The 21196-nt window shown below is 41.8% G+C and carries 18 protein-coding genes; 17 read left to right on the top strand and 1 reads right to left on the bottom strand.

The genetic code is table 11. From position 1 onward, the window contains the following. Positions 1-385: 385 nt before the first annotated feature. From I6751_RS10985 to I6751_RS11055, 15 genes are all read left to right on the top strand, one after another. Positions 386-1783: an S-layer homology domain-containing protein gene (locus I6751_RS10985; protein ID WP_196599099.1), complete on the top strand. Its 1398-nt coding sequence runs from the start codon at positions 386-388 to the stop codon at positions 1781-1783. A gap of 230 nt (positions 1784-2013) precedes the next feature. Beyond that, entirely contained in the window at positions 2014-2748 is a 735-nt protein-coding gene (rpsB, locus tag I6751_RS10990) for a 30S ribosomal protein S2 (RefSeq protein ID WP_196590266.1), read from the top strand. Between the two features lie 81 nt (positions 2749-2829). After that, a complete protein-coding gene (gene tsf / locus I6751_RS10995) occupies positions 2830-3483 on the top strand; it encodes a translation elongation factor Ts (protein WP_196590267.1) in 654 nt (217 codons plus the stop codon). Between the two features lie 130 nt (positions 3484-3613). Further along, on the top strand, positions 3614-4339 hold the full coding sequence (gene pyrH / locus I6751_RS11000) for a UMP kinase (RefSeq protein WP_182186054.1): 726 nt from the start codon (positions 3614-3616) through the stop codon (positions 4337-4339). Then, positions 4339-4896 (top strand): ribosome recycling factor, encoded by a 558-nt coding sequence (gene frr, locus I6751_RS11005; protein ID WP_182188700.1) that lies wholly within the window; start codon positions 4339-4341, stop codon positions 4894-4896. Before pyrH ends, frr begins: the two co-directional genes overlap by 1 nt. A 2-nt stretch (positions 4897-4898) precedes the next feature. Beyond that, a complete protein-coding gene (locus tag I6751_RS11010) occupies positions 4899-5102 on the top strand; it encodes a hypothetical protein (RefSeq protein ID WP_182186052.1) in 204 nt (67 codons plus the stop codon). 3 nt (positions 5103-5105) lie between these two features. After that, positions 5106-5276: a DUF362 domain-containing protein gene (locus I6751_RS11015; RefSeq protein ID WP_182186051.1), complete on the top strand. Its 171-nt coding sequence runs from the start codon at positions 5106-5108 to the stop codon at positions 5274-5276. 81 nt (positions 5277-5357) lie between these two features. Further along, the gene (locus tag I6751_RS11020) at positions 5358-6131 is read left to right on the top strand and encodes an isoprenyl transferase (RefSeq protein ID WP_196590268.1); all 774 of its coding nucleotides are present in this window, start codon (positions 5358-5360) and stop codon (positions 6129-6131) included. A gap of 15 nt (positions 6132-6146) precedes the next feature. Beyond that, positions 6147-6983: a phosphatidate cytidylyltransferase gene (locus I6751_RS11025; protein WP_196590269.1), complete on the top strand. Its 837-nt coding sequence runs from the start codon at positions 6147-6149 to the stop codon at positions 6981-6983. A 607-nt stretch (positions 6984-7590) separates the two neighbouring features. Continuing rightward, on the top strand, positions 7591-8751 hold the full coding sequence (locus I6751_RS11030) for a 1-deoxy-D-xylulose-5-phosphate reductoisomerase (protein ID WP_196590270.1): 1161 nt from the start codon (positions 7591-7593) through the stop codon (positions 8749-8751). A gap of 68 nt (positions 8752-8819) precedes the next feature. Beyond that, positions 8820-9857 carry an RIP metalloprotease RseP gene (gene rseP / locus I6751_RS11035; protein WP_229711315.1) on the top strand — a complete coding sequence of 346 codons (1038 nt, stop codon included), beginning with the start codon at positions 8820-8822 and terminating at the stop codon, positions 9855-9857. An 83-nt stretch (positions 9858-9940) separates the two neighbouring features. Continuing rightward, complete coding sequence (gene ispG / locus I6751_RS11040) at positions 9941-10996, top strand: flavodoxin-dependent (E)-4-hydroxy-3-methylbut-2-enyl-diphosphate synthase (protein ID WP_196590271.1); 1056 nt, start codon at positions 9941-9943, stop codon at positions 10994-10996. 39 nt (positions 10997-11035) lie between these two features. After that, positions 11036-12742, top strand: a complete 1707-nt coding sequence (locus I6751_RS11045; protein ID WP_196590272.1) for a proline--tRNA ligase — start codon at positions 11036-11038, stop codon at positions 12740-12742. A 251-nt stretch (positions 12743-12993) separates the two neighbouring features. Then, positions 12994-13527: a ferredoxin domain-containing protein gene (locus I6751_RS11050; RefSeq protein ID WP_182186039.1), complete on the top strand. Its 534-nt coding sequence runs from the start codon at positions 12994-12996 to the stop codon at positions 13525-13527. 214 nt (positions 13528-13741) lie between these two features. Then, complete coding sequence (locus I6751_RS11055; protein WP_196590273.1) at positions 13742-15502, top strand: GGDEF domain-containing protein; 1761 nt, start codon at positions 13742-13744, stop codon at positions 15500-15502. Between the two features lie 78 nt (positions 15503-15580). On the opposite strand, the gene addB is transcribed toward I6751_RS11055, so the two are convergent. After that, complete coding sequence (addB, locus tag I6751_RS11060; RefSeq protein ID WP_231037773.1) at positions 15581-19012, bottom strand: helicase-exonuclease AddAB subunit AddB; 3432 nt, start codon at positions 19010-19012, stop codon at positions 15581-15583. Positions 19013-19365: 353 nt separating this feature from the next. Between addB and kdpF the strand changes: the two genes are divergently transcribed. Together kdpF and kdpA are read left to right on the top strand one after the other, a co-directional pair. Further along, the gene (gene kdpF, locus I6751_RS14145) at positions 19366-19443 is read left to right on the top strand and encodes a K(+)-transporting ATPase subunit F (RefSeq protein ID WP_182188697.1); all 78 of its coding nucleotides are present in this window, start codon (positions 19366-19368) and stop codon (positions 19441-19443) included. A 17-nt stretch (positions 19444-19460) separates the two neighbouring features. Further along, positions 19461-21182, top strand: a complete 1722-nt coding sequence (gene kdpA, locus I6751_RS11070; protein ID WP_196590274.1) for a potassium-transporting ATPase subunit KdpA — start codon at positions 19461-19463, stop codon at positions 21180-21182. The last annotated feature ends 14 nt before the right edge of the window (positions 21183-21196 follow it).

Here is a 21196-nt window from a genome sequence, read left to right on the forward strand (position 1 = left end):
AACCCCTCAGTCGGCTGCGCCGACAGCTCCCCTGGAAGGGAGCCTTTGGGTTAGTGATTCCTTATAAAAAAAGGAAACATTTATCACGTTCGCCAATACATTGAATTTTATTTTTATAATTAGGAAAATACAGATTATTTACGCTTACAATTCTGGAAAAAAGTAATTAAGTATGAACTATTTATATAAAATAGCTTGAAACAACAGGATAAATAACGGATAAAAATATGTCAGAAAAAATTCAAAATAGCTTGCTTTTTTTTTAACGATATGGTAATATGGTCACAGGTTCAAAACAGGCAAGGCGAAAATGTTGAGGAAACGTGGATACTCATACGATTTCCCTGCTGAGATTTTGGACACAAAATTTTAGGAGGAATTTTTGATGAAAACAAAAACTCTCGTATCAATGATTACCGGTGCTTTAGTCATCGGTGCTGCCAGCACGACTTTTGCTGCAGCTAATCCTTTCAGCGATGTACCGGCTGACAGCTGGGCAATACTGCGACATAGTTTTGACCCTGCTGACGGTATCGTTGACGGTTATGGCGACGGCACATACAAAGGTCAGGAAACAATGACCCGTTATGAAATGGCTCAGATCGTAGCAAAAGCCATGACCAAGACCGATATCGACAAAGCTGATAAAGCTCTTGTTGACAAACTGGCTGCTGAATTCTCTGAAGAACTCGACAACCTCGGTGTTCGAGTATCAGATCTCGAAAAGAAATCTGACAATGTTAAATGGGGCGGCGAATTAAAGTACTATTACAAAGGTGATAAAGCTGAAAGTGGAGATAGAACTAACGATAGCCAGTATGAATTCCGTTTGATGCCAAAGGCTTTCATCGGCAACAGCGGATGGACTGCTAATGCCCGTATCAGATACTATTCCAACTCTGCTTCTGCCAATAACGGCGGCAGTACAAATGTAACTGGCAGCAACAATGCTAATGGCGGTACAGATAAGAGCGATACAGTTGTTGACCGTATCTATGTGGAAGGTCCTTTATTCGGTGCTGATACCAAACTCGGCAAACTCGACACCTACAGTGATGATGTAATGGGTTCCGGTATGATCATCGATGATAATATCAGCGGTGCCCAGTTCAAATGGAATCTTGGCAAAAACAAGACCAGCTATGTAAAAGCTGTTGTCGGTCGTTATGATTTTGACACTGATGCTAATATTGGTAGATCCACAGCTTATGATGGAACGGGGGATTATGCTGCCTTTGAAGTTGGATACAAACCGGCAGCTAAGGGTCTTAGCGGCGTGGCTGGCTACTATTCTTTAAGAAATATTGATAGAGATAATGCTTCTTCTGCATCTGGTAAGGCTCAGTTATCGGAATATCAAAAAGCCGGCAGTGACAATGATAATATCTGGTCAGCAGGTTTAGGCTATAAATTTGATAATAATTTTAATATCTATGGCGTATATGCAAAGAGTAATCTTGATGCAGAAACTGGTTATAAGGGCGACGATCAGGACAAGGCTTATGATATCACTTTAGCATATAAGGGTGCTGATTCTACTAAAGCCGGTACATGGGGTCTTTATACTGCATATCGTTATCTTGGTGAATTCGCTACCATTGCTCCTACTTATGATGCTGCAGCGCGTGGCTATAAAGGCTGGGAAGTTGGCGGTCAGTGGACTGTTGCCCAGAATATCCTGACTTCACTGCGTTATTTCAAAGGTAAAGATTTGGGTACTGATACTGCTGGAAATGATGCTGATTTCAATAGAATCTACGGTTCAGTTGAATTCTTCTTCTGATCTTGATGTATCTAGTTTATCAGAGCAATATCTGACTATGGCTTGATGGGTCATAGCCTGGCAGCCTCCGCAAACAGCGGAGGCTGTTTTTTAGTTGCCAGCGGATTTTTTTTATGATATAATATTTGACGGTGTAAAAACACACACATATTATATGCGGCGCTGTGCCTGTCACAAGGTTTGTAACCGCAGTACGGATATGTGGAGGATAAAACAGGAGGTGCACTATCATGGCAGTTATTTCCATGAAACAATTATTAGAAGCAGGCGTTCATTTTGGTCATCAGACCAGACGCTGGAACCCGAAAATGGCTAAGTACATTTTCACTGAAAGAAATGGTATTTATATCATTGATTTACAGAAGACCGTAAGAAAGATCGACGAAGCTTATAACTTTGTCCGTTCAATTGCTGAAGAAGGCAAGTCGGTATTATTTGTCGGCACTAAAAAGCAGGCTCAGGAATCAGTAAAGGAACAGGCTGAAAAGGCCGGCATGTATTATGTAAATGAAAGATGGCTCGGCGGTATGCTTACCAACTTTGGTACGATCAGAAAGAGCATCAATCGTTTGAAAGAACTTGAAGCTATGGAAGAAGACGGCACATTTGAAGTTCTTACCAAAAAAGAAGTGCAGATGCTGCGCCGGGAAAAGGATAAACTGGAAAGAGCATTAGGCGGCATCGAAGAAATGGACAAACTGCCGGGAGCTTTGTTTGTCATTGATCCGCGCAAGGAACATATTGCCGTAGCTGAAGCCAGAAAGCTTGATATTCCGATCGTGGCAATCGTCGATACTAACTGTGACCCGGATGAAATCGACTATGTTATTCCTGGTAATGATGATGCTATCCGTGCAGTTAAGCTTTTGACTGAATGCATGGCTGATGCAGTTCTTGAAGGCCGTCAAGGCGGCGAAGATGCTGAAGAAGAATCTGACCAGGAAGCTGAAACGGTAAAAGATTAATCAACAATAAAATTAAAATATAAGAGGGGGTAAGGGGAATGTTATCCCTTTGCCCCTTTTTTTACAGGAGGAGTTTCATTAATGGCAAATGTTACAGCAGCAATGGTAAAGGAACTGCGTGAACAGACCGGAGCAGGAATGATGGACTGCAAGAAGGCTTTGACGGCATGTGATGGTGATAAGGCAAAGGCCGTTGATTTCTTGCGGGAAAAGGGATTGGCCTCCGCGGCTAAAAAAGCTGATCGTGTAGCGGCAGAAGGTGTTGTTACTTCTTATATTCACGGTAATGGCCGTATTGGTGTATTGGTGGAAGTGAACTGTGAAACCGATTTTGTTGCCGGTACGGATGATTTTAAAGAATTTGCCCGTGATATTGCTATGCAGATAGCTGCTGCCAACCCTAAATGCATTCGTCGTGAAGAAGTCAATCCGGCGGAACTCGATCATGAACGCAAGGTTTTGCGTGAACAGGCTCTGGCTGAAGGCAAACCGGAAAAAATCGTTGAAAAGATGGTGGACGGTCGTATCGAAAAGTATTATAGGGAAGTATGCCTTATGGATCAGGCTTACATTAAAGATCCGGATCAAAGTATCTCTGATTTGGTTACGGCTAAGATTGCCAAAGTCGGGGAAAATATTTCCATACGCCGTTTTACCCGTTATCAGCTGGGCGAAGGGATCGAAAAGAAGTCTGATGATTTTGCTGCTGAAGTAATGGCTGCGGCGAAGGGATAATATACGGAAAAAACAAAAAGAGAACACAAAGTTTGTGTTCTCTTTTTTGAAGATATGAGATATTATATAATAATGGATAGAAAATGATTATGCCTGATTAACAATTTAATATTAGACGGAGGATGTATCGTTGACGGTAAAACAATATAAACGTGTGGTTTTGAAATTAAGCGGTGAAGCTTTGGCTGGAGATCAAGGATTTGGAATAAATCCTGTAGTTGTGGAATCAATTGCCCAGCAGGTGAAGGAAGTTTATCAAAAAGGTGTGGAAGTAGCCATTGTAGTTGGCGGCGGTAATATCTGGCGGGGACTTGCCGGCAGTGCTAAGGGAATGGATCGGACAACTGCCGATTATATGGGGATGCTTGCCACAGTGATGAATTCTTTGGCAATGCAGGATGCTTTGGAAAAGATCAATGTTACGACACGTGTTCAATCGGCCATTGAAATGCGTCAGGTGGCAGAACCCTACATCAGAAGACGTGCTGTGCGCCATTTGGAAAAAGGACGGGTAGTAATATTTGCCGCCGGGACCGGTAATCCGTATTTTTCTACAGATACGACGGCGGCTTTGCGGGCGGCAGAAATAGAAGCCGACGTTATTCTCATGGCCAAAAAAAACACCGATGGCGTATATGATTGTGATCCTAATTGCAATCCTGATGCCAAAAAGTTTGACACACTGGAATATATTGAGGTACTGCAGCGCGGTCTGGCAGTCATGGATGCTACGGCTACCAGTTTGTGTATGGATAATAAGATTCCTCTTATTGTATTTAATATTGATAAATCTGGCAATATTTTGAAGGCGGCCTTGGGAGAATCTATAGGTACGGTCATCGGAGGGGAAAAATGATGATAAAGGATATATTCACATCAAGTGAAGATAGAATGAAGAAGACAATCGACTCGTTGAAACGGGAGTATAGTTCATTGCGCGCCGGTCGGGCTACACCGGCACTGCTGGAAAGAGTCATGGTGGACTACTATGGAACACCGACACCGGTCAATCAAGTGGCCAATGTTTCGGTTCCGGAACCACGGATGATAGTGATAGCACCGTGGGAAAAATCGTTGCTGCATGCTATCGAAAAGGCTATTATGAAATCAGATCTGGAGCTTAGCCCTAACTCTGACGGCAATGTTATACGGCTTTCTATTCCGCAGCTGACTCAGGAACGTAGGGCTGAACTTGTCAAAACGGTCAATAAGAAAGCAGAGGAAGCAAAAATAGCGCTGCGCAATTTGCGCCGCGATGCCAATGACGCCGTCAAAAAAATGGAAAAAGCAAAAGAAGTGACGGAAGATGAAACTAAAAAGGCCCAGGAAGATATGCAGAAACTGGTTGACAAATATGTCAGTGAAGTTAATAATATAAAGACCGGCAAAGAAAAAGAAATAATGGAAGTTTGATTATGGAATATGTGGGACAGCTTTTGACAAGCGCTGTTATAGATTTGCAAAGTAAGAAAAAGGAATTTGTCATAGATTATACCGTTCCACCGGATAGAGGTTTTTTCAGGGTAAATCCAGATATACTTTATGTTGTAAGGGAAAAATACCTTGAAAATGGTGTTTTGCAGCTTATGGCTGCCGCCAAAATGCGAAAGGAGGTGTAAATTATGGCATATAAGATCACTGATGAATGTATTTCCTGCGGCACCTGCGCGGCTACCTGCCCGGTAGGCGCTATTTCCGAAGGTGAAAAACATTATGAAATTGATGAAAGCACCTGCATAGAATGCGGTGCCTGTCAGGCTGCCTGCCCGGCGTCAGCTATTGAAGCTCCCTGATAAAAGGTCCCTCTTCTCTTTTTAGCTATTGTGGAGAGGGACCTATTTTGTATTAGACATAACGAAGAGGTTATTATAAGTATGTGGAAGAAGTTTTTATATAAAAATGAAAAAAATGAGGGAAAAGCAGCTTTAGACAATCTGGACAAAGCTTTGCTGCCGGTTCATGTTGCCGTGATAATGGACGGTAATGGACGTTGGGCGAAAAAGCGCGGCCTTCCCCGTACAGCCGGCCATAAAAAAGGGGTCGATGCTCTGCGGGAAATCGTTAAGGCAGCTTCTGCCATTGATATAAAATATCTCACTGTTTATGCTTTCTCCACGGAGAATTGGAAGCGTCCGATAACTGAAGTGGATTTTTTAATGAAATTGTTTTCTTACTATCTTGATTCGGAGATAGAAGAAATGAATAAAAATAATGTAAGGCTCAAAGTGGTTGGTTATGTAGAAAAATTGTCGGAAAATCTGCAAAAACAGGTATATAATGCAGAAGACAGGACGGCAGAAAATACCGGGCTCACTTTAAATGTAGGGGTCAATTACGGCGGCCGCGATGAAATAGTTATGGCGGTCAGGAAAATTGCTCAGATGGCCGCTGCGGGAAAACTGGATGCATCTGCTGTAGATGAGCAGATGGTGGATAATAATCTGTATACGGCATATCAGCCGCCGGTAGATTTACTGATAAGGACCGGCGGGGATATGAGAATCAGTAATTTTCTGCTGTGGCAGTGCGCTTATGCCGAGCTTTGGTTTACAGAAAAAAATTGGCCGGATTTTAAGCCGGATGATTTTGCGGCAGCGGTGCAGAGCTATCAGACAAGGGACCGGCGATTTGGCGGCCTGAGTAAATGATATGGAGGACTGAGAGTGAAAACGAGAATAATATCGGGAATAATCGGTATTATCGCAGCCTTTATAGTGATAATGCAGGGTGGTTTTTTGTTTATGCTGTGCAGTGCCGCTTTGGCGGTATTGGCATGGCAGGAGTATGTCCGCGCTTTTAAACATAAGAACATGAATCTGCCGCTTTGGACCGGGACTGTTGCCGCGGCATGTCTGACATTGAGTGGCACGGTAGAGAGCAATATTGATTTAAGCTTTTTTATGCCTATAGGAGCAATTATTCTGGCAATATTTTTATTGAAGATGGTTTTTTGCCATAAGACTTTTTCACCGATTGAAGCTTGTATTGCAATAACTGGTATCTTTTATATAGGCGGCGGTTTTTATTACATAACCCAGCTGCGTCTGATGTTTGCTGATAAGTTGGTTGAACCGTATAGTATTTCAATTGGTTGTCTGTTCTTATGGATCGCGCTTATTGGTACATGGGCAAGTGATACATTTGCTTATTTTACGGGGTATTTTTTTGGCCGGCATAAATTATGCCCTGAGGTAAGCCCTAAAAAGACAATAGAGGGGCTTATCGGGGGTACTGCCGGCTCAGCTGTGGCACTTATGCTGCTGGGAATGTTGTTTGGTTTTGAACTGCTGCCGATGGCACTGCTGGGGATCGTCATTGCTATAGTGGCTACTTTGGGCGATTTGGTGGAGTCAATGTTTAAGCGTTGCACTGGGATAAAGGATTCGGGGAATTTGATTCCCGGACATGGCGGTGTGCTGGATCGATTTGATAGTCTGTTGTTCACGGCACCGTTGGTTTATTATTTTTATATGCTGGGTCAGGCATATATACTTAAATGAATTTAAAGTGAAACGGTATGAAATCTCTTGCTTAGATGATTTATACTGTATGGCGGACACTGGGCTGTGTGTTAACAGATTCAGCCAGTATTTAAAGCTTTCCTTAACAGGGAGGGTGGCATGGCGTCAGCCATGGCGGGAGGGTCTACTCTTTAAACTTCCGTATCAAAATATTGGCTTGTTTAAGGGTAACCCCTCAGTCGGCTGCGCCGACAGCTCCCCTAGAAGGGAGCCTTTAGGTTAGTGATTCTTTAAAGCATGTCGAAAGATACTGACCATATTTTTACATCTTGAGGAGAGCCTTTGGGTTAGTGATTTTTTTATGAGGTAGAAAGAAACATTTATTGTGTTTTTTAATACATTGTATTATTATTCTTTAATGGTCAACTGTTTTGATAGTACTATTTATTAGGTATAATGAACTACGTTCTTTAAAGCCCTCCAATTGTCCCTCCCACCGTACCGCTCAGCCATGACGGGAGGGTTTAGGGCAAAAACACTCACTACGCTTTGCCGTCTTCAAATGGAGAATTTTGATTGGCAGTTTTATAAAATACTTAAAAAGTGGTTACCATGTCCCGGTGTTTGGTATAGGAAAGGTAAATAGATGAAAAATATTTCTGTATTAGGTTCCACCGGTTCTGTCGGTACACAGACTTTATCGGTAGTACGGCAGCACCCTGATTTATTCAGTATAAGTGCGTTGGCTGCCAATAATAATGATGAATTATTGGAGCAGCAGATAAATGAGTTTAAGCCGGCATCAGCCGTTTTATATAATAAAGATGCAGCAGATCGCCTGAGAGCCCGCTATAGCGGAACAACTAAAATTCTGTCAGGCAAGGAAGGCCTTATTGCAGCGGCTGTGATCGATGAAGCTGATACTGTGGTAACTTCATTGATGGGATTTGCCGGCCTTAGGCCGACATTGGCTGCGATTGAAGCAGGAAAAAATATTGCATTGGCAAATAAGGAAACTCTGGTTGTAGCCGGTGAGATAGTAATGCAGGAGGCCGTTCGGAAAAATGTCAGTATTCTGCCGGTCGATAGTGAGCATTGTGCTATTTTTCAGTGTTTACAGGGAAATGAGCGGGATAAAGTAAGCAAGCTATTACTTACAGCTTCCGGTGGACCGTTTCGCGGTAAAAAGACGGCAGATCTCGAGCATGTTAATATTGCAGAATGTCTGCATCATCCTACATGGTCAATGGGCAGAAAAATAACCATTGACAGCGCTACTTTGGTCAATAAAGGTTTAGAAATAATTGAAGCCCACTGGCTTTATGACATGTCTTATGATAAAATTCAAGTAGTAGTCCATCCGCAAAGCATTGTTCATTCAATGGTAGAGTATGTGGATGGTACTGTAATGGCGCAGATGGGAACTGCTGATATGCGCCTGCCTATACAGTATGCACTGACTTATCCGCAGCGTTTTGGTCTGACGGCGCAAAAACTTGATTTTTGGAATATGCCGCAGCTGACCTTTGAACAACCGGATACCGATACTTTTAAGGGTATAGATTTTGCCTATGAAGCCGGACGAATCGGTGGTACAATGCCGTGTGTCCTCAATGCGGCCAATGAAGTGGCAGTTGATGCCTTACTGAAGGGGAAAATTAGATTTTTGGATATTTATTCGATAATCGAGCAGGCGATGCAAAAGCACAACGTTATCCAAAATGTGACGGCTGAAACATTTTTTGCAGTTGATGCGGCGGTGCGTGGTTTTGCCCGCAAATTGGTAGAAAAGTTATCTGTGAGATAATTTGGGCCGGCAGCGGATAATATTTGGCATGTTCATTGTAGAATGTTTTGTTATGATGGAGGATACTTATGTTTAGTATAACAATGGTAGTTGCCGTGGTGGTAGTGTTCGGCGTATTGGTTCTTGTTCATGAACTGGGACATTTTATTACGGCTAAACTTACCGGTATGCGGGTAGATGAATTTGCCATAGGTTTTGGCCCTAAGCTGTGCAGTTTTAAGCGGGGGGAAACAGTCTATTCCATAAGGAGTATACCGTTAGGCGGCTTTAATAAAATAGCCGGTATGGAGCAGGATGATAAAGAGGCCGGTGACCGTGCTTACTGGGCAAAACCGGTATGGCAAAGAATGATTGTCATTGTCGCCGGTGGGGCGATGAATATATTTTTGGCTTATGTATTGATTTTTGGAATTCTTGTCACATCAGGTATACAAACACCGGTAACGCAGGCGGAACTTGGCAGTGTCGTGTCACAAAAACCGGCGGCACAAGCGGGTTTGAAGACGGGTGACGTGATCGTGGCAATAAATGGTGAGAAAGTTGCAACATGGGAAGATTTTGCCGAAAAAGTAAAGAATTCTGATGGACAAGTGTTGCAAATGGACTATCTGCGTAATGGAGAAGAACATTCGGCCAGTGTGATACCGGAATATGATAAAACAGCCAAACAAGCCATGGTCGGAGTAATGGCGGCAACAAGGCATACGCCGATAAGCTTTCCTGATGCAGTGGTGATGGCCGGCAAGCAGGTCGTATATATCACTTATGCAATGATTGCGGCTATCGGCGGAATGGTTATGGGAACTGTTCATGCTGATTTGGCCGGGCCGATTGGTGTAGCTACGATAATTGGTCAGGCAGCTGAATTGGGAGTTCAATCAGTGCTTAATATTATGATTTTGCTGAGTATCAACCTGGGAATAATCAATCTGTTGCCGGTTCCGGCGCTTGATGGCGGACATTTCTTTACTTTGGTGGTAGAAGCTCTGCGAGGTAAACCTCTCAGTCCGGATTTAATGCGTAAATCACAGTTTGTAGGGCTGGCATTACTGCTAATGCTGATGTTTTTTGCAACGGCACAGGATTTTACTCGGTTATTCGGTTAAAATCTTTAGCATGTTTGTGTGCCTTAAAGTTGTTTTGTGATGTATTTCAAGATATCTGAATGAGCGGGGGAAAACGCGTAATAATGATAAAGAGAAGACCTACCCGACAAATTCATATCGGTAAGGTTAAGATTGGCGGCGGAGCGCCCATTTCTGTGCAGTCGATGACTAATACAAAGACTGAGGACACTGAGGCAACCATAAATCAAATAAACAAATTGGCGGCAGCCGGCTGTGATATTGTGCGTATGGCAATACCGGACATGACGGCAGCAGAAAATATAAGTAATATAAAAGAAAATACTAATATGCCTTTGGTAGCCGATATCCATTTTGATTATCGGTTGGCATTGACGGCAATTGAACGCGGCATTGATGCTCTGCGGATAAATCCCGGTAATATTGGTGATGCTGACAGAGTGCGCAAAGTTGTGACTGCAGCTAAAAAGAAAGATATTCCTATACGTATCGGAGTGAACGCCGGTTCACTTGACAAAAAGATAATGGAAAAATATGGGCAGGTGACGCCGGAGGCAATGGTTGAAAGTGCTATGCAGCATGTGCGGATATTGGAAAACATGGATTTTCATGATATTAAGATATCTTTGAAGGCACATGATGTTCCATTGACACTTGCCGCTTATCACTTAATGAGTGAGACGGCTGACTATCCACTGCACCTTGGTATAACTGAAGCGGGAACTGTACATACGGGAATTATCAAGTCGGCAGTCGGTATCGGCGCATTGCTTGCGGAAGGTATCGGTGATACTTTTCGGATTTCATTGACCGGTGATCCTGTAAATGAAGTAAAAGTGGCTAATGAAATTTTAAAGTCACTGGATTTGAGGGAATATGGACCAACTTTGGTGTCTTGTCCGACCTGCGGTCGTTGTAATATTGATTTACAGGCGATAGCTGATAAAGTCGAAAAGAAACTGGCTGATGTAAAGGCACCAATAAAAGTTGCTATTATGGGTTGTGTGGTAAATGGTCCTGGGGAAGCCCGCGATGCCGATTTGGGTATTGCCGGCGGCAAGGGTGAAGGCTTGCTGTTCTGCAGAGGCCAAATAATTCGTAAAGTACCGGAGGCCGATTTAGTAGAAGAGCTGTTTAAAGAAATTGATCGAATCTTATAATATGCGGACCGTAAATTATCAAAAGAGGAGTTTTTTTAATTGCGTGCATCTAATCTTTATGCCCCTACATTGAGAGAGGTACCGGCAGAAGCCGAAATACCGAGTCACAAGCTGATGCTTAGAGCCGGTTTTATAAGAAAAGCGGCTGGCGGCATTTACACGTATTTACCGCTGGCTTGGCGGACTTTACGTAAAATTGAACGGATAATCCGTGAAGAAATGGATGCGGCCGGCGGGCAGGAAATTGCCATGCCAATTATGCAGCCGGCAGAGCTTTGGAAAGAATCGGGCCGCTGGGATGTGTTCGGTGAAGAAATGTTCAAGTTAAATGACCGGCATGACCGCGAATTTTGCCTTGGCCCGACGCATGAAGAGATAATTACTGATTTGATACGCAATGAGGTGCGTTCTTATAAACAGCTGCCGTTGCTGCTTTATCAGATACAAAATAAATATCGTGACGAAATACGTCCTCGTTTTGGTCTCATGCGCGGCCGTGAGTTTATTATGAAGGATTTGTATTCTTTTGATAAAGATGAAGCCGGGCTTGATGTATCATATAAGAAAATGTATGATGCTTATACTAAGATTTTCAGCCGCTGTGGACTGGTATTCAGGCCGGTGGAAGCCGACAGTGGTGCCATCGGTGGCAGCAATACTCATGAGTTCACGGCTTTGGCCAAAACGGGTGAATCACAGATAGCTGTCTGCACAAAATGCGATTATGCAGCAAATGTTGAAAAGGCCGAACTGTCAGCCATTAAATCCGGTGATGAAACTGAACAGAAATTGAAAAAAGTTGCCACACCAGGTACAAAGACTATAGAAGCAGTTATAGAATATCTGCATCTGTCGATTGAAAAGAGCATTAAAGCAGTAATGTTCCAGGATGAAAAGGACAGAGTGATTTTTGCTTTCATTCGTGGTGACCATGATGTAAACGATGTAAAGCTGCAAAATGCTGTAGGTGCAGTAGAACTGCATATGGCTGAAAAAGCATCTATTACAGCATTTGGTGGTGTGCCGGGATTCACTGGGCCTATAGGGCTCAAGAAGGATACGGTTATTGTAATTGACCAAAGTGTAATGAATATGAAAAATGCCTGCTGTGGTGCCAATGAGGAAGGACAACATTATATAAATGTCAATCCGCAGCGTGATTTTGGCGATGTTCTGGTAAAAGATATCCGCCAGATAAAGGATGGGGATCCCTGTCCGCATTGCGGAGCTCCGGTGCAGCTGACACGTGGTATCGAAATCGGACAGGTATTTAAGCTGGGAATAAAATATTCAGGTTCTTTGCGGGCAACTTTCCTTGATGAAAACGGCAGGGAAAAGCCATTTGTTATGGGATGCTACGGTATTGGGGTCAGTCGGACGATGGCTGCTGCAATAGAGCAGTATCATGATGCTGACGGCATTATTTGGCCGAAGGCGATAGCACCTTATGAAGCTGTTATAGTAGCAATAAATGCAAAAGATAGTGCCCAGATGAAATTGGCGGAAGAAATTTATACCGCAATGAAAAAATCCGGAATAGATGTCCTTTTGGATGACAGAAAAGAACGGGCCGGTGTAAAATTCAAGGATGCTGATTTAATCGGTTATCCGGTGAGAATCACGATAGGACCTAAGGCTGTTAAGGAAAATATAATTGAGGTGAAAGTACGTAAAACCGGCGAAGTGTTCAATTTTGATCGGAACAGTTATTTGCCGGCAGTACAAAAGCTATTGAGTCAATTGTAAATTTTATAGTTTTGATGATATTATGAGTTATTCTGGTTAATTGGTTCCCTTATGGCAAATTTATTTGTTTTTTGCTGTAGGGGACTTTTTTTCTGCTTAATAGTAGGTCAATTGATTTTGCATTGCGCAGGTAAATAAAGTATAATAGAGGCATTAACTGGGTAATTAATATAAAGAGGCAATATATAGAAAAAACATCGGGTTTAATATTTATCCGATGTTTATTTATCTGTAATGAGGGAGAGAATATAATGCTTATCATGGGAAATGAAGCAGAAGAAAAAGTCATTTTGGCTGTTGCCGAAAAGATGTGTACAGCTGCCCGCACTGCACCAAAAACGAGAGGTACGGATCATATACTGACCTGTATAATCACGGCAGAAGAAAAAGACCGCATGGCGGCTGAAATGGAACGAATCGGTAAAGAGAATAACTTGGCATTTTTCCTGCGTGATGCCAAATGCATACGCAGCAGTGCTGCTGTTGTATTGCTGGGAGTCAGGCTTAGTGTACGGGGACTCAATGAAGCTTGTGGATACTGTAACTTTAAAAATTGTCAGGAAGCACTGTCAAATGGGGCTTTATGTGCATATGATCCGATGGATCTGGGAATTGCAATCGGTTCGGCAGTGTCTGTAGCGGCGGATAACAGAATTGATAACAGAGTAATGTTTTCGGCGGGCCGAGCCGGCATGAATCTGAAATTTCTGGGCGGAACAGCCCGTCAAGTCATCGGTATTCCACTTGCGGCTAAGGGAAAATCACCATTTTTTGATAGAGTGTGAGTTCGGTTACAGGTTATATGGATTTTGCTGTTTATTTTTCAGTAATTTCAGTCTGTTTTTATTTGGCATTTAAACATATTGTAGGTTCATTTTCTCTATAGCAGTAAATATGAAATTGCGGCATTATTTTAGCGGATAATTTACAATTTGTTAATAAAGGTATAATAATAATCTGGTAAAATCGAATCAGTTGATAGGGAGAGAAGGATTATTATTGAATGAAGGCAGGGAGCTTAAGAAAATTTTATGTAACAAGCTTATTACACCAGTATACCAGCCGATTGTTAACTTAAGGACAGGAATGATTTTTGCTTATGAGGCGCTTAGCCGTGGACCGGAAGGCAGCAGCCTGTACCATCCGGATAAGTTGTTTGCCGCTGCCAAGATGGAAAAATGTTTGTGGCAGCTTGATTATCTTTGCCGCAGTATGGCAATCAGCCACGCTGAAAAGAATATTAACGACAGAGAATTGTTTTTGAATGTTGATGCAAAAATTTTGTATGACAATAATTTTCATCAGGGAACAACAGCCAGATTTTTAAAGCAATGTAATTTAAACACTAAGAATATTGTTTTTGAAATAAGTGAAAAAACTGCGGTAGACGATTATGAAATATTTCGTTCGGTTTTGAAAAATTATCAATGTCAAAATTATCAAATAGCAATAGATGATTTTGGCGCAGGGTACAGCGGACTTAACCTGTTGGTGCAGATATCACCGCAATTTATCAAGCTTGATATTGGCTTGATAAGTAATATCGACCAAAATTATGTTCAAAGATCGGTAGTGAAAGCACTGGTCGATTTTGCCCATGCGGCGAATATTAAAATAATAGCTGAAGGTATTGAAAGAAAAGAGGAACTGGAACTTTTAATAGAATTGGGAATTGATTATGGACAGGGTTTTTTCCTTGCTAAACCAAAACCGAGACTGGAAGAAATAAGTGATTGTGTCGTAGGGCAGATAAAAAAAGCATATGAGAATAAGGAAATTATTAGTATGAATACTCTGCTTAATATAACTATTGGGAAAATAATTATCAGGCAGGATACGTTTAGCTCTGATACACCGGGTCATATTATTTTGGAGTATCTTAAGTCTTTGAAGGAACCGCTGGATGTAATCATTGTTGATGAGACTGTTCCGGTAGGAATATTGAACCACAATATTTTTTATCAGCAATTAGCTACTGCATATGGAATGTCGCTTTACTGCAACAGACCAATTAGATTAATTATGGATAAAAATCCTTTGGTGGTAGATTATGAAACTTCAATAGAGGAAGTTGCGCAGAAGGCATTGAACAGACAGGCACGGTACATGTATGATTCGATAATCGTGGTAAGAGACGGTAAATATTATGGGACTGTTACGATAAAAAAGTTACTCGAAATTACTACTAAAGTTAAATTGAATAGTGCCCGGCACGCCAGTCCGTTAACAGGTTTACCAGGAAATGATGCTATAGAATGGAATTTAATACACTGTTTAAAAAAAGATATGCCGTTTGGTGTTATTTATGTTGATATAGATAATTTTAAGGCGTATAACGACAGCTATGGTTTTGAAGCTGGTGACAAAGTACTGGTCGCTGCCGCAAAATTGCTTAATGAAACACTTTGCAAGTATGCTGACAAGTTTTTTTTGGGACATATTGGTGGTGATGATTTTATAGCAATTATTTCGGTTGATAAGATTACGACAGTATGTCAGATGATAATAGATAGTTTTGATTGTAAAACAAAGAAATTTTATTCACCGGAAGACCTGGCAAATAAATACATTATGGCGCACGACAGAAAAGAAAAAATGCAAAGATATCCATTGATGACAGTTTCACTGGCGGTGATCCGCATTAATAAAAAAGCAGGAATAACATTGACTAATCTTGCGTCGAGGGCTGCGGTAATAAAGAAAAAATGCAAGGCGGTCACGGTGAGTAATTTTATTGTTGATGTATATTCCGGGGAATAATTGTTGCAATTAGCAAAAAAACCTTGATTGAAAATTTTTCAATCAAGGTTTTTTTATGGGACAGTACATATACTGTAATTAATGAGTTTTATTGGTGATATGCCGCATTATCGTGTCATCATCAAGATCAGGCAATTCATTGTAATGATAACCGGGGACGGTTATATCAAACCGGCATAATGCCATGTAAGGACAAAATGTGCAGGCAACATTTTGTTTTAATTTGTAAGGGGTAACGGAATTTTCTCCTGATAAGATGCGATTGCCGGTGTCTACCAGCAGTTTATCCATATATTCCAGCAAAGCATTGAACTCATCGGTGCTTTTCACGGTAGAACGGCTGATTTTGCTTATCGAGCCATCACGATTGAAGCGGACTTTGATAAATGAAGCTGAGTCGTCAATTTTTTTTATCACGTCCGGGTCCATTAGAACCCAGCCGGGCATACGCATACGTTTTATCAGCTCGGTTCTTATTTGTTCGTCAGATACTTGCCGGTCGAAGGTCAAAAGGGTACTTTTTAAGAAGCAGTACAAGATACCGGCGGGTATGGTATCAGCAGCAAGTTTCAGGTTCTGCGTGCCATTTTGCACTGCAAGAAGATAGGTTAAAAGCTGTAATCTGAGACCGTAGTAAACTTCAGTCAGGTTAATGTAAGCATTGCCGGATTTATAATCTATTATGAGAAAGTAACGGCCGCTGCTATCAGCATCAATACGGTCAATTTGACCAATAAGACTGATTTTATGATTATTATCCAGGTCATAAATGAGTGGCGGCAGAGAAATACTGCCGGCGCCAAAAGCTTTTTCCAAGGCAATGGTGGAAAAATCACTATGAGCGGAAAATTCACTGAGACGGTTAATAGCTTGTTCAGCTGTCTGAGCAATCCTTTTAGTGAGATGGTGATACTGACGGGTACTAAGTAATATTTTATTTTGCAGACGGGAGGAAAGTTCAGCTACAATTTTTTGACAAAGAACGTGGCGTTCCTGTCTGGTTATTTCATTCCAGCGGCGTTTTTGCTGTAATAGTAATTCTCCGAATGTCCGCATAGTTTCATGCAGAAGAATACCGCGATCAGGTGCTGCAAAACTGAACTCCCGCCGTTCAGACAGTTTTAAAGCATAGTTGGCGAAATGTTTGAAAGGACAGTTGTGAAATTCTTCAAAACGGGTGACACTGCCGCTGAGAAAACCGTTTTTAGTGTAAAGGCGCGAAGTAAGCCCGGGTGGGAGCAATGTATCCGGTGCGGTGGTAAATAAGCCTGCCAGTGCGGTAAATAACGGTGCCTGATAGTCCGGCTGGTTTAAAAGCCAGTTATAGACGTCAAACCAAAAATCGGCAAGCGTGGCTTTTTCCTTATATTGACGCAGTGCCATTGTCAGATGGGAAATACTGCGGCGCGGTATTACTACATACTGTGTTTCACCGGCGGCGGAGTTATTTCCGAGTAAGACAGAGATTAGCTGGTTTTTTTTCAGGGGCAGAATAAAGCGAAGACGATCTATAAGCATAGATTTATTTAGAGCAGTGCCCTCAGTATCGGCTAATGCGTAAGATACCCACAGATAGCAGCGGCTAAGTGTAAAAGCTTTATATAACAGGAAAGTTTCTAAAAAGTTGTCAGCGCCAGTACCGTTCGGCAGGTTAATACCTGACTGGCATAAATAGAGCCGGTCGGAATCGGTCAGCAGTCCTTCATTTTTTACACGACGGGGCATAATGCCATCATTGGCGCCGATTATATAAATGGCATTTTTATTTTCCAGACTATTTTGATCAAAGGATGCGAGAGTTACATAATCGAGTCCCGGAGGTATCAAAGCAATTTGCAGACTTTCCAAGCCATCATTCAATATGGCAGAATATTCTTTTAAGGAAAGTTCTTCATCACCGCAGGTTTCGACAATTTCATCAAAAAGTTCGACAACATCACACCAGATTTGTTGCTGTTCTTCGGCCAGCGCAAGCTCACCGGAATTTTCGGCTTGCTTTTGCCATAGGGTAAGTTTGTCCGGAACATTGAGCAAAGTGAGGAATTGATAAAGCACTTGTGTTATATCCCGCGCTGTGGCAGCATTTTTCAATCCGGTAGACAACAGCTGCAGTGAAGCTGTTAATCGGCGGCGTATATTGTCTATTTTGGCAAGATAATCCGTTTCTTCAACGGATAATGGCTCGTCGGATAACGGTCGACGGGTATAATGCCAGTCTTCAGCCGACAGCCATTGTTTTTTGCCGCGAATACCAAATTCGAGGCAATAATTTTCTAATGAATCGACATCATCACGTGTTACCGGAAAGAAATCTGTTTTAAAACACCTCATTAGTGGTTCATATTGCCAGGTACGGACTGCTTCCAGACAGGAACGCAGCAATTCGGCCAGCGGATGATGAATAAACAACCGTTTACTGTCACTAAAAAAAGGAATCTGGTAGTCATTGAGCACTGCCTGCAGTAAAAAATCATAGGACGGATCGCGGGTGATGATGCCGATATCATTATAAGTAAATTTTTCTTCGCGGCATAAACGAATGATATCAATGGCTGCCGCTTCGGCTTCCAAGCGCCGGTTGGCGGCTTCGGCTATAATAATGCCATCAGCTTCGGCAGCTTTTTTCAGTGGAAAGTAAAACATGTTCCGGGCAATAGCTTTTTGCGCCGGCATCAGGAAACGAGGTGTGGCGGTGAGCAGTGTAATTTTTGTTTTTAGATTAAGTTCATGGCATATACTTTGTATTTCCTGATACGTTTGATATTGACGGTGAAAAAGGGCAGTTTCACTGCTGTTGGCTGTATCCTGCAGACTATCAATACATAAAGTGACGTGGATAGTACTAGCTATTTTAAATAAAGCCTTTAAAATAGCCAGTTCCTGTGGATTAAAGAAGATGAATCCGTCTATCCATATTTCACACTTATTTAGCCAGCCAGGGGCAGTTATTTTTTGTGCTGCCGCCGCGAGCATGTCTTCGGAGTCATTATAATGTCCGTCAGTGGCTGCGTTGAAAGCGTCATAGAGTATAGAAATATCATTTAATTTTTGCTGCAAGGCTTCATCGGTAAGAGTTTTAGCCGTTTTTTGCAATGCTGAGGCCGATACGCCATAGGTTTTTAGTTCACTGATTATGGTATTTAAAGAAACAGTAAAATTGCGCTGCCGGGCAGCTTTGGCAAGAGCAGTCAGCTCGTCTTTATGTTCAAGGACAATGCGTGACAATAGCAGATTTTTACCTGTTTCAGTGATATGCGGTGTGATGGCTCCACCCTCGCGGTTTAGAATGTTTTGGCATAACCGACGAAATCCGAAAATAAAAGCCCGGGAAAAACCACCCTTATCATTCATTAATATAGCCAGGCGGCGTTCTATTTTAAATGTCATATGTTCCGGCAGGATCATCAATAAAGGGGTTCCTTCAGGAAACTTTTGCAGCTGTTGTTGGATATCGCTGAGACAGCGACTGGTTTTACCGGTTCCGGCAGTTCCTATTATGAATTCAACCAAGATTTTTCACCTCGTAAAATTACTATTGTTATAATTATACTTTAATTTACCGGGGAGTGTAAGTTCGCAGGACAAATATTAATTATTTCGGCACGATCAATATATTGTCATTTTTATTGTAGCAGGGGTTTAAAAAAAATAATTAATCTTAATACGATCTTAATTTCCTGCAAGAAACTCTTACACCAACTTAATGATTTAGATGCTACAATGTTCAAGAATTAAGTTGATACAGGAGGAATTGAAGATGGATTTTTTGATGATTGGCGTACTGGTAATCGGTTTTCTACTGATTAAGTTGTTAGCCGACTGGTGTGAACGGCTTAATAAAAGATCGTAGGGAGGAATTAGTCATGCTGTTAATAGGCGTTTTAATCATTGCAGTGGCAATATATCTGCTATATGCGTTAATTAATCCGGAAAAATTTTAACGGAGGGAAAAGGAATAATGACACAAGTAGTTTTATTTTTAATAGTTTTTATAGCCCTCATACTGGTAACGGGAAAATATCTCTATCATATTGCCGAAGGAAAACACACCTTTGCTGATCCGGTGTTTGATAAGGTGGACAAATTTATCTATCGTTTGTGCGGGATAAAAAAGGAAGAAATGAGTTGGAAGCAATATGCAATGGCTATGCTGGCAACTAATGCGGTAATGGTGTTTGTCGGTTATTTGATTTTGCGTATTCAGGTGATGCCTGTTTTTAATCCTAATGAAATAGGCAATATGGAGCCGACTTTATCATTTAATACAATTATTAGTTTTATGACCAATACCAATCTCCAGCACTATGCCGGTGAATCAGGATTGTCATATTTTAGCCAGATGGCAGTGATTACTTTTATGATGTTTACTTCTGCAGCCACCGGATTCGCCGTAGCAATGGCTTTTATTCGTGGATTGGCAGGTAAAACAAAAACTTTTGGTAATTTTTATGTTGATTTTACGAGAATAACTACCAGAGTATTGCTGCCAATTTCAATTGTTGTCGGGTTGTTGCTGGTTTCACAAGGGGTACCGCAGAATCTGTCACCTAATGTAACAGTACAGACAATCGAAGGACGTTATCAGGATATTGCCATGGGGCCTGTTGCTTCAATGGAAATAATCAAGCATTTAGGAACTAACGGCGGCGGTTTCTTTGGAGCAAATTCATCAGCACCGTTTGAAAATCCTAATGTACTTACTAATATGATAGAAATGATGTCTATGATGTTGATGCCGGGGTCATGTGTGATTGCTTTTGGGCATATGGTACGCAGCCGCAGAAAAAAGACTGTTGTTGGCGGCAAGGAAAAAACAGTCTGGTTCGGCAGTGAAGCACGTCCCATTTTTGCAGTTATGGCAGCAATATTCATAATTGGTCTTGGTATATGCTGGTCGGCAGAAAGTAAGGGAAATCCGATATTAGCAAATATTGGATTGAGTCAGTCAATGGGCAGTATGGAAGGAAAAGAAGATCGTTTTGGCGTAACACAGTCGGCACTTTTTACAACTGTAACGACAGCGTTTACAACTGGTTCCGTTGATAATATGCATGATACGCTGACACCATTAGGGGGGGCTGTACCCATGATGAATATGATGCTCAATGTCGTGTTCGGCGGTAAAGGCGTCGGCCTTATGAATATGCTGGTTTATGCTATTTTGGCAGTATTTATTTGCGGTCTGATGGTTGGACGTACACCAGAGTACCTCGGTAAAAAAATTGAAGGTCGGGAAATGAAACTCACTGCATTGGCAATCATTATCCATCCGTTTATTATATTGTTTTTTGCGGCGCTGGCACTTTCAACGACCGGCGGTCTGGCGGGGATAACCAATCCAGGTTACCATGGACTTTCACAAGTAGTATATGAATATGCATCTTCGGCAGCTAATAATGGTTCAGGTTTTGAGGGACTCGCCGATAACTCATATTTTTGGAATATAACAACTGGTTTGGCAATGTTTTTTGGCCGTTATCTGGCAATGATAATTCAGCTGGCAATAGTCGGTTCATTGATAATGAAACAGCCAGTCAGCGAATCAATCGGTACTTTACGAACAGATACAACTACCTTTGCCATTTCGCTGTTTATGGTAGTTTTAATCATTGCGGCCTTGACATTCTTCCCGGCAATGGTACTGGGGCCTGTTGCTGAACATCTGGCCTTATTCAATTGAGGAGGTTGCTATTG

This window comes from Pectinatus frisingensis (assembly GCF_015732285.1).
Lineage (GTDB): Bacteria > Bacillota > Negativicutes > Selenomonadales > Selenomonadaceae > Pectinatus > Pectinatus frisingensis.

Coding starts and splice junctions, on each gene's coding strand:
- I6751_RS10985 (WP_196599099.1), top strand. CDS start 386: ATGAAAACAAAAACTCTCGTATCAATGATTACCGGTGCTTTAGTCATC.
- rpsB (WP_196590266.1), top strand. CDS start 2,014: ATGGCAGTTATTTCCATGAAACAATTATTAGAAGCAGGCGTTCATTTT.
- tsf (WP_196590267.1), top strand. CDS start 2,830: ATGGCAAATGTTACAGCAGCAATGGTAAAGGAACTGCGTGAACAGACC.
- frr (WP_182188700.1), top strand. CDS start 4,339: ATGATAAAGGATATATTCACATCAAGTGAAGATAGAATGAAGAAGACA.
- I6751_RS11010 (WP_182186052.1), top strand. CDS start 4,899: ATGGAATATGTGGGACAGCTTTTGACAAGCGCTGTTATAGATTTGCAA.
- I6751_RS11015 (WP_182186051.1), top strand. CDS start 5,106: ATGGCATATAAGATCACTGATGAATGTATTTCCTGCGGCACCTGCGCG.
- I6751_RS11020 (WP_196590268.1), top strand. CDS start 5,358: ATGTGGAAGAAGTTTTTATATAAAAATGAAAAAAATGAGGGAAAAGCA.
- I6751_RS11030 (WP_196590270.1), top strand. CDS start 7,591: ATGAAAAATATTTCTGTATTAGGTTCCACCGGTTCTGTCGGTACACAG.
- rseP (WP_229711315.1), top strand. CDS start 8,820: ATGTTTAGTATAACAATGGTAGTTGCCGTGGTGGTAGTGTTCGGCGTA.
- ispG (WP_196590271.1), top strand. CDS start 9,941: ATGATAAAGAGAAGACCTACCCGACAAATTCATATCGGTAAGGTTAAG.
- I6751_RS11050 (WP_182186039.1), top strand. CDS start 12,994: ATGCTTATCATGGGAAATGAAGCAGAAGAAAAAGTCATTTTGGCTGTT.
- kdpF (WP_182188697.1), top strand. CDS start 19,366: ATGCTGTTAATAGGCGTTTTAATCATTGCAGTGGCAATATATCTGCTA.
- kdpA (WP_196590274.1), top strand. CDS start 19,461: ATGACACAAGTAGTTTTATTTTTAATAGTTTTTATAGCCCTCATACTG.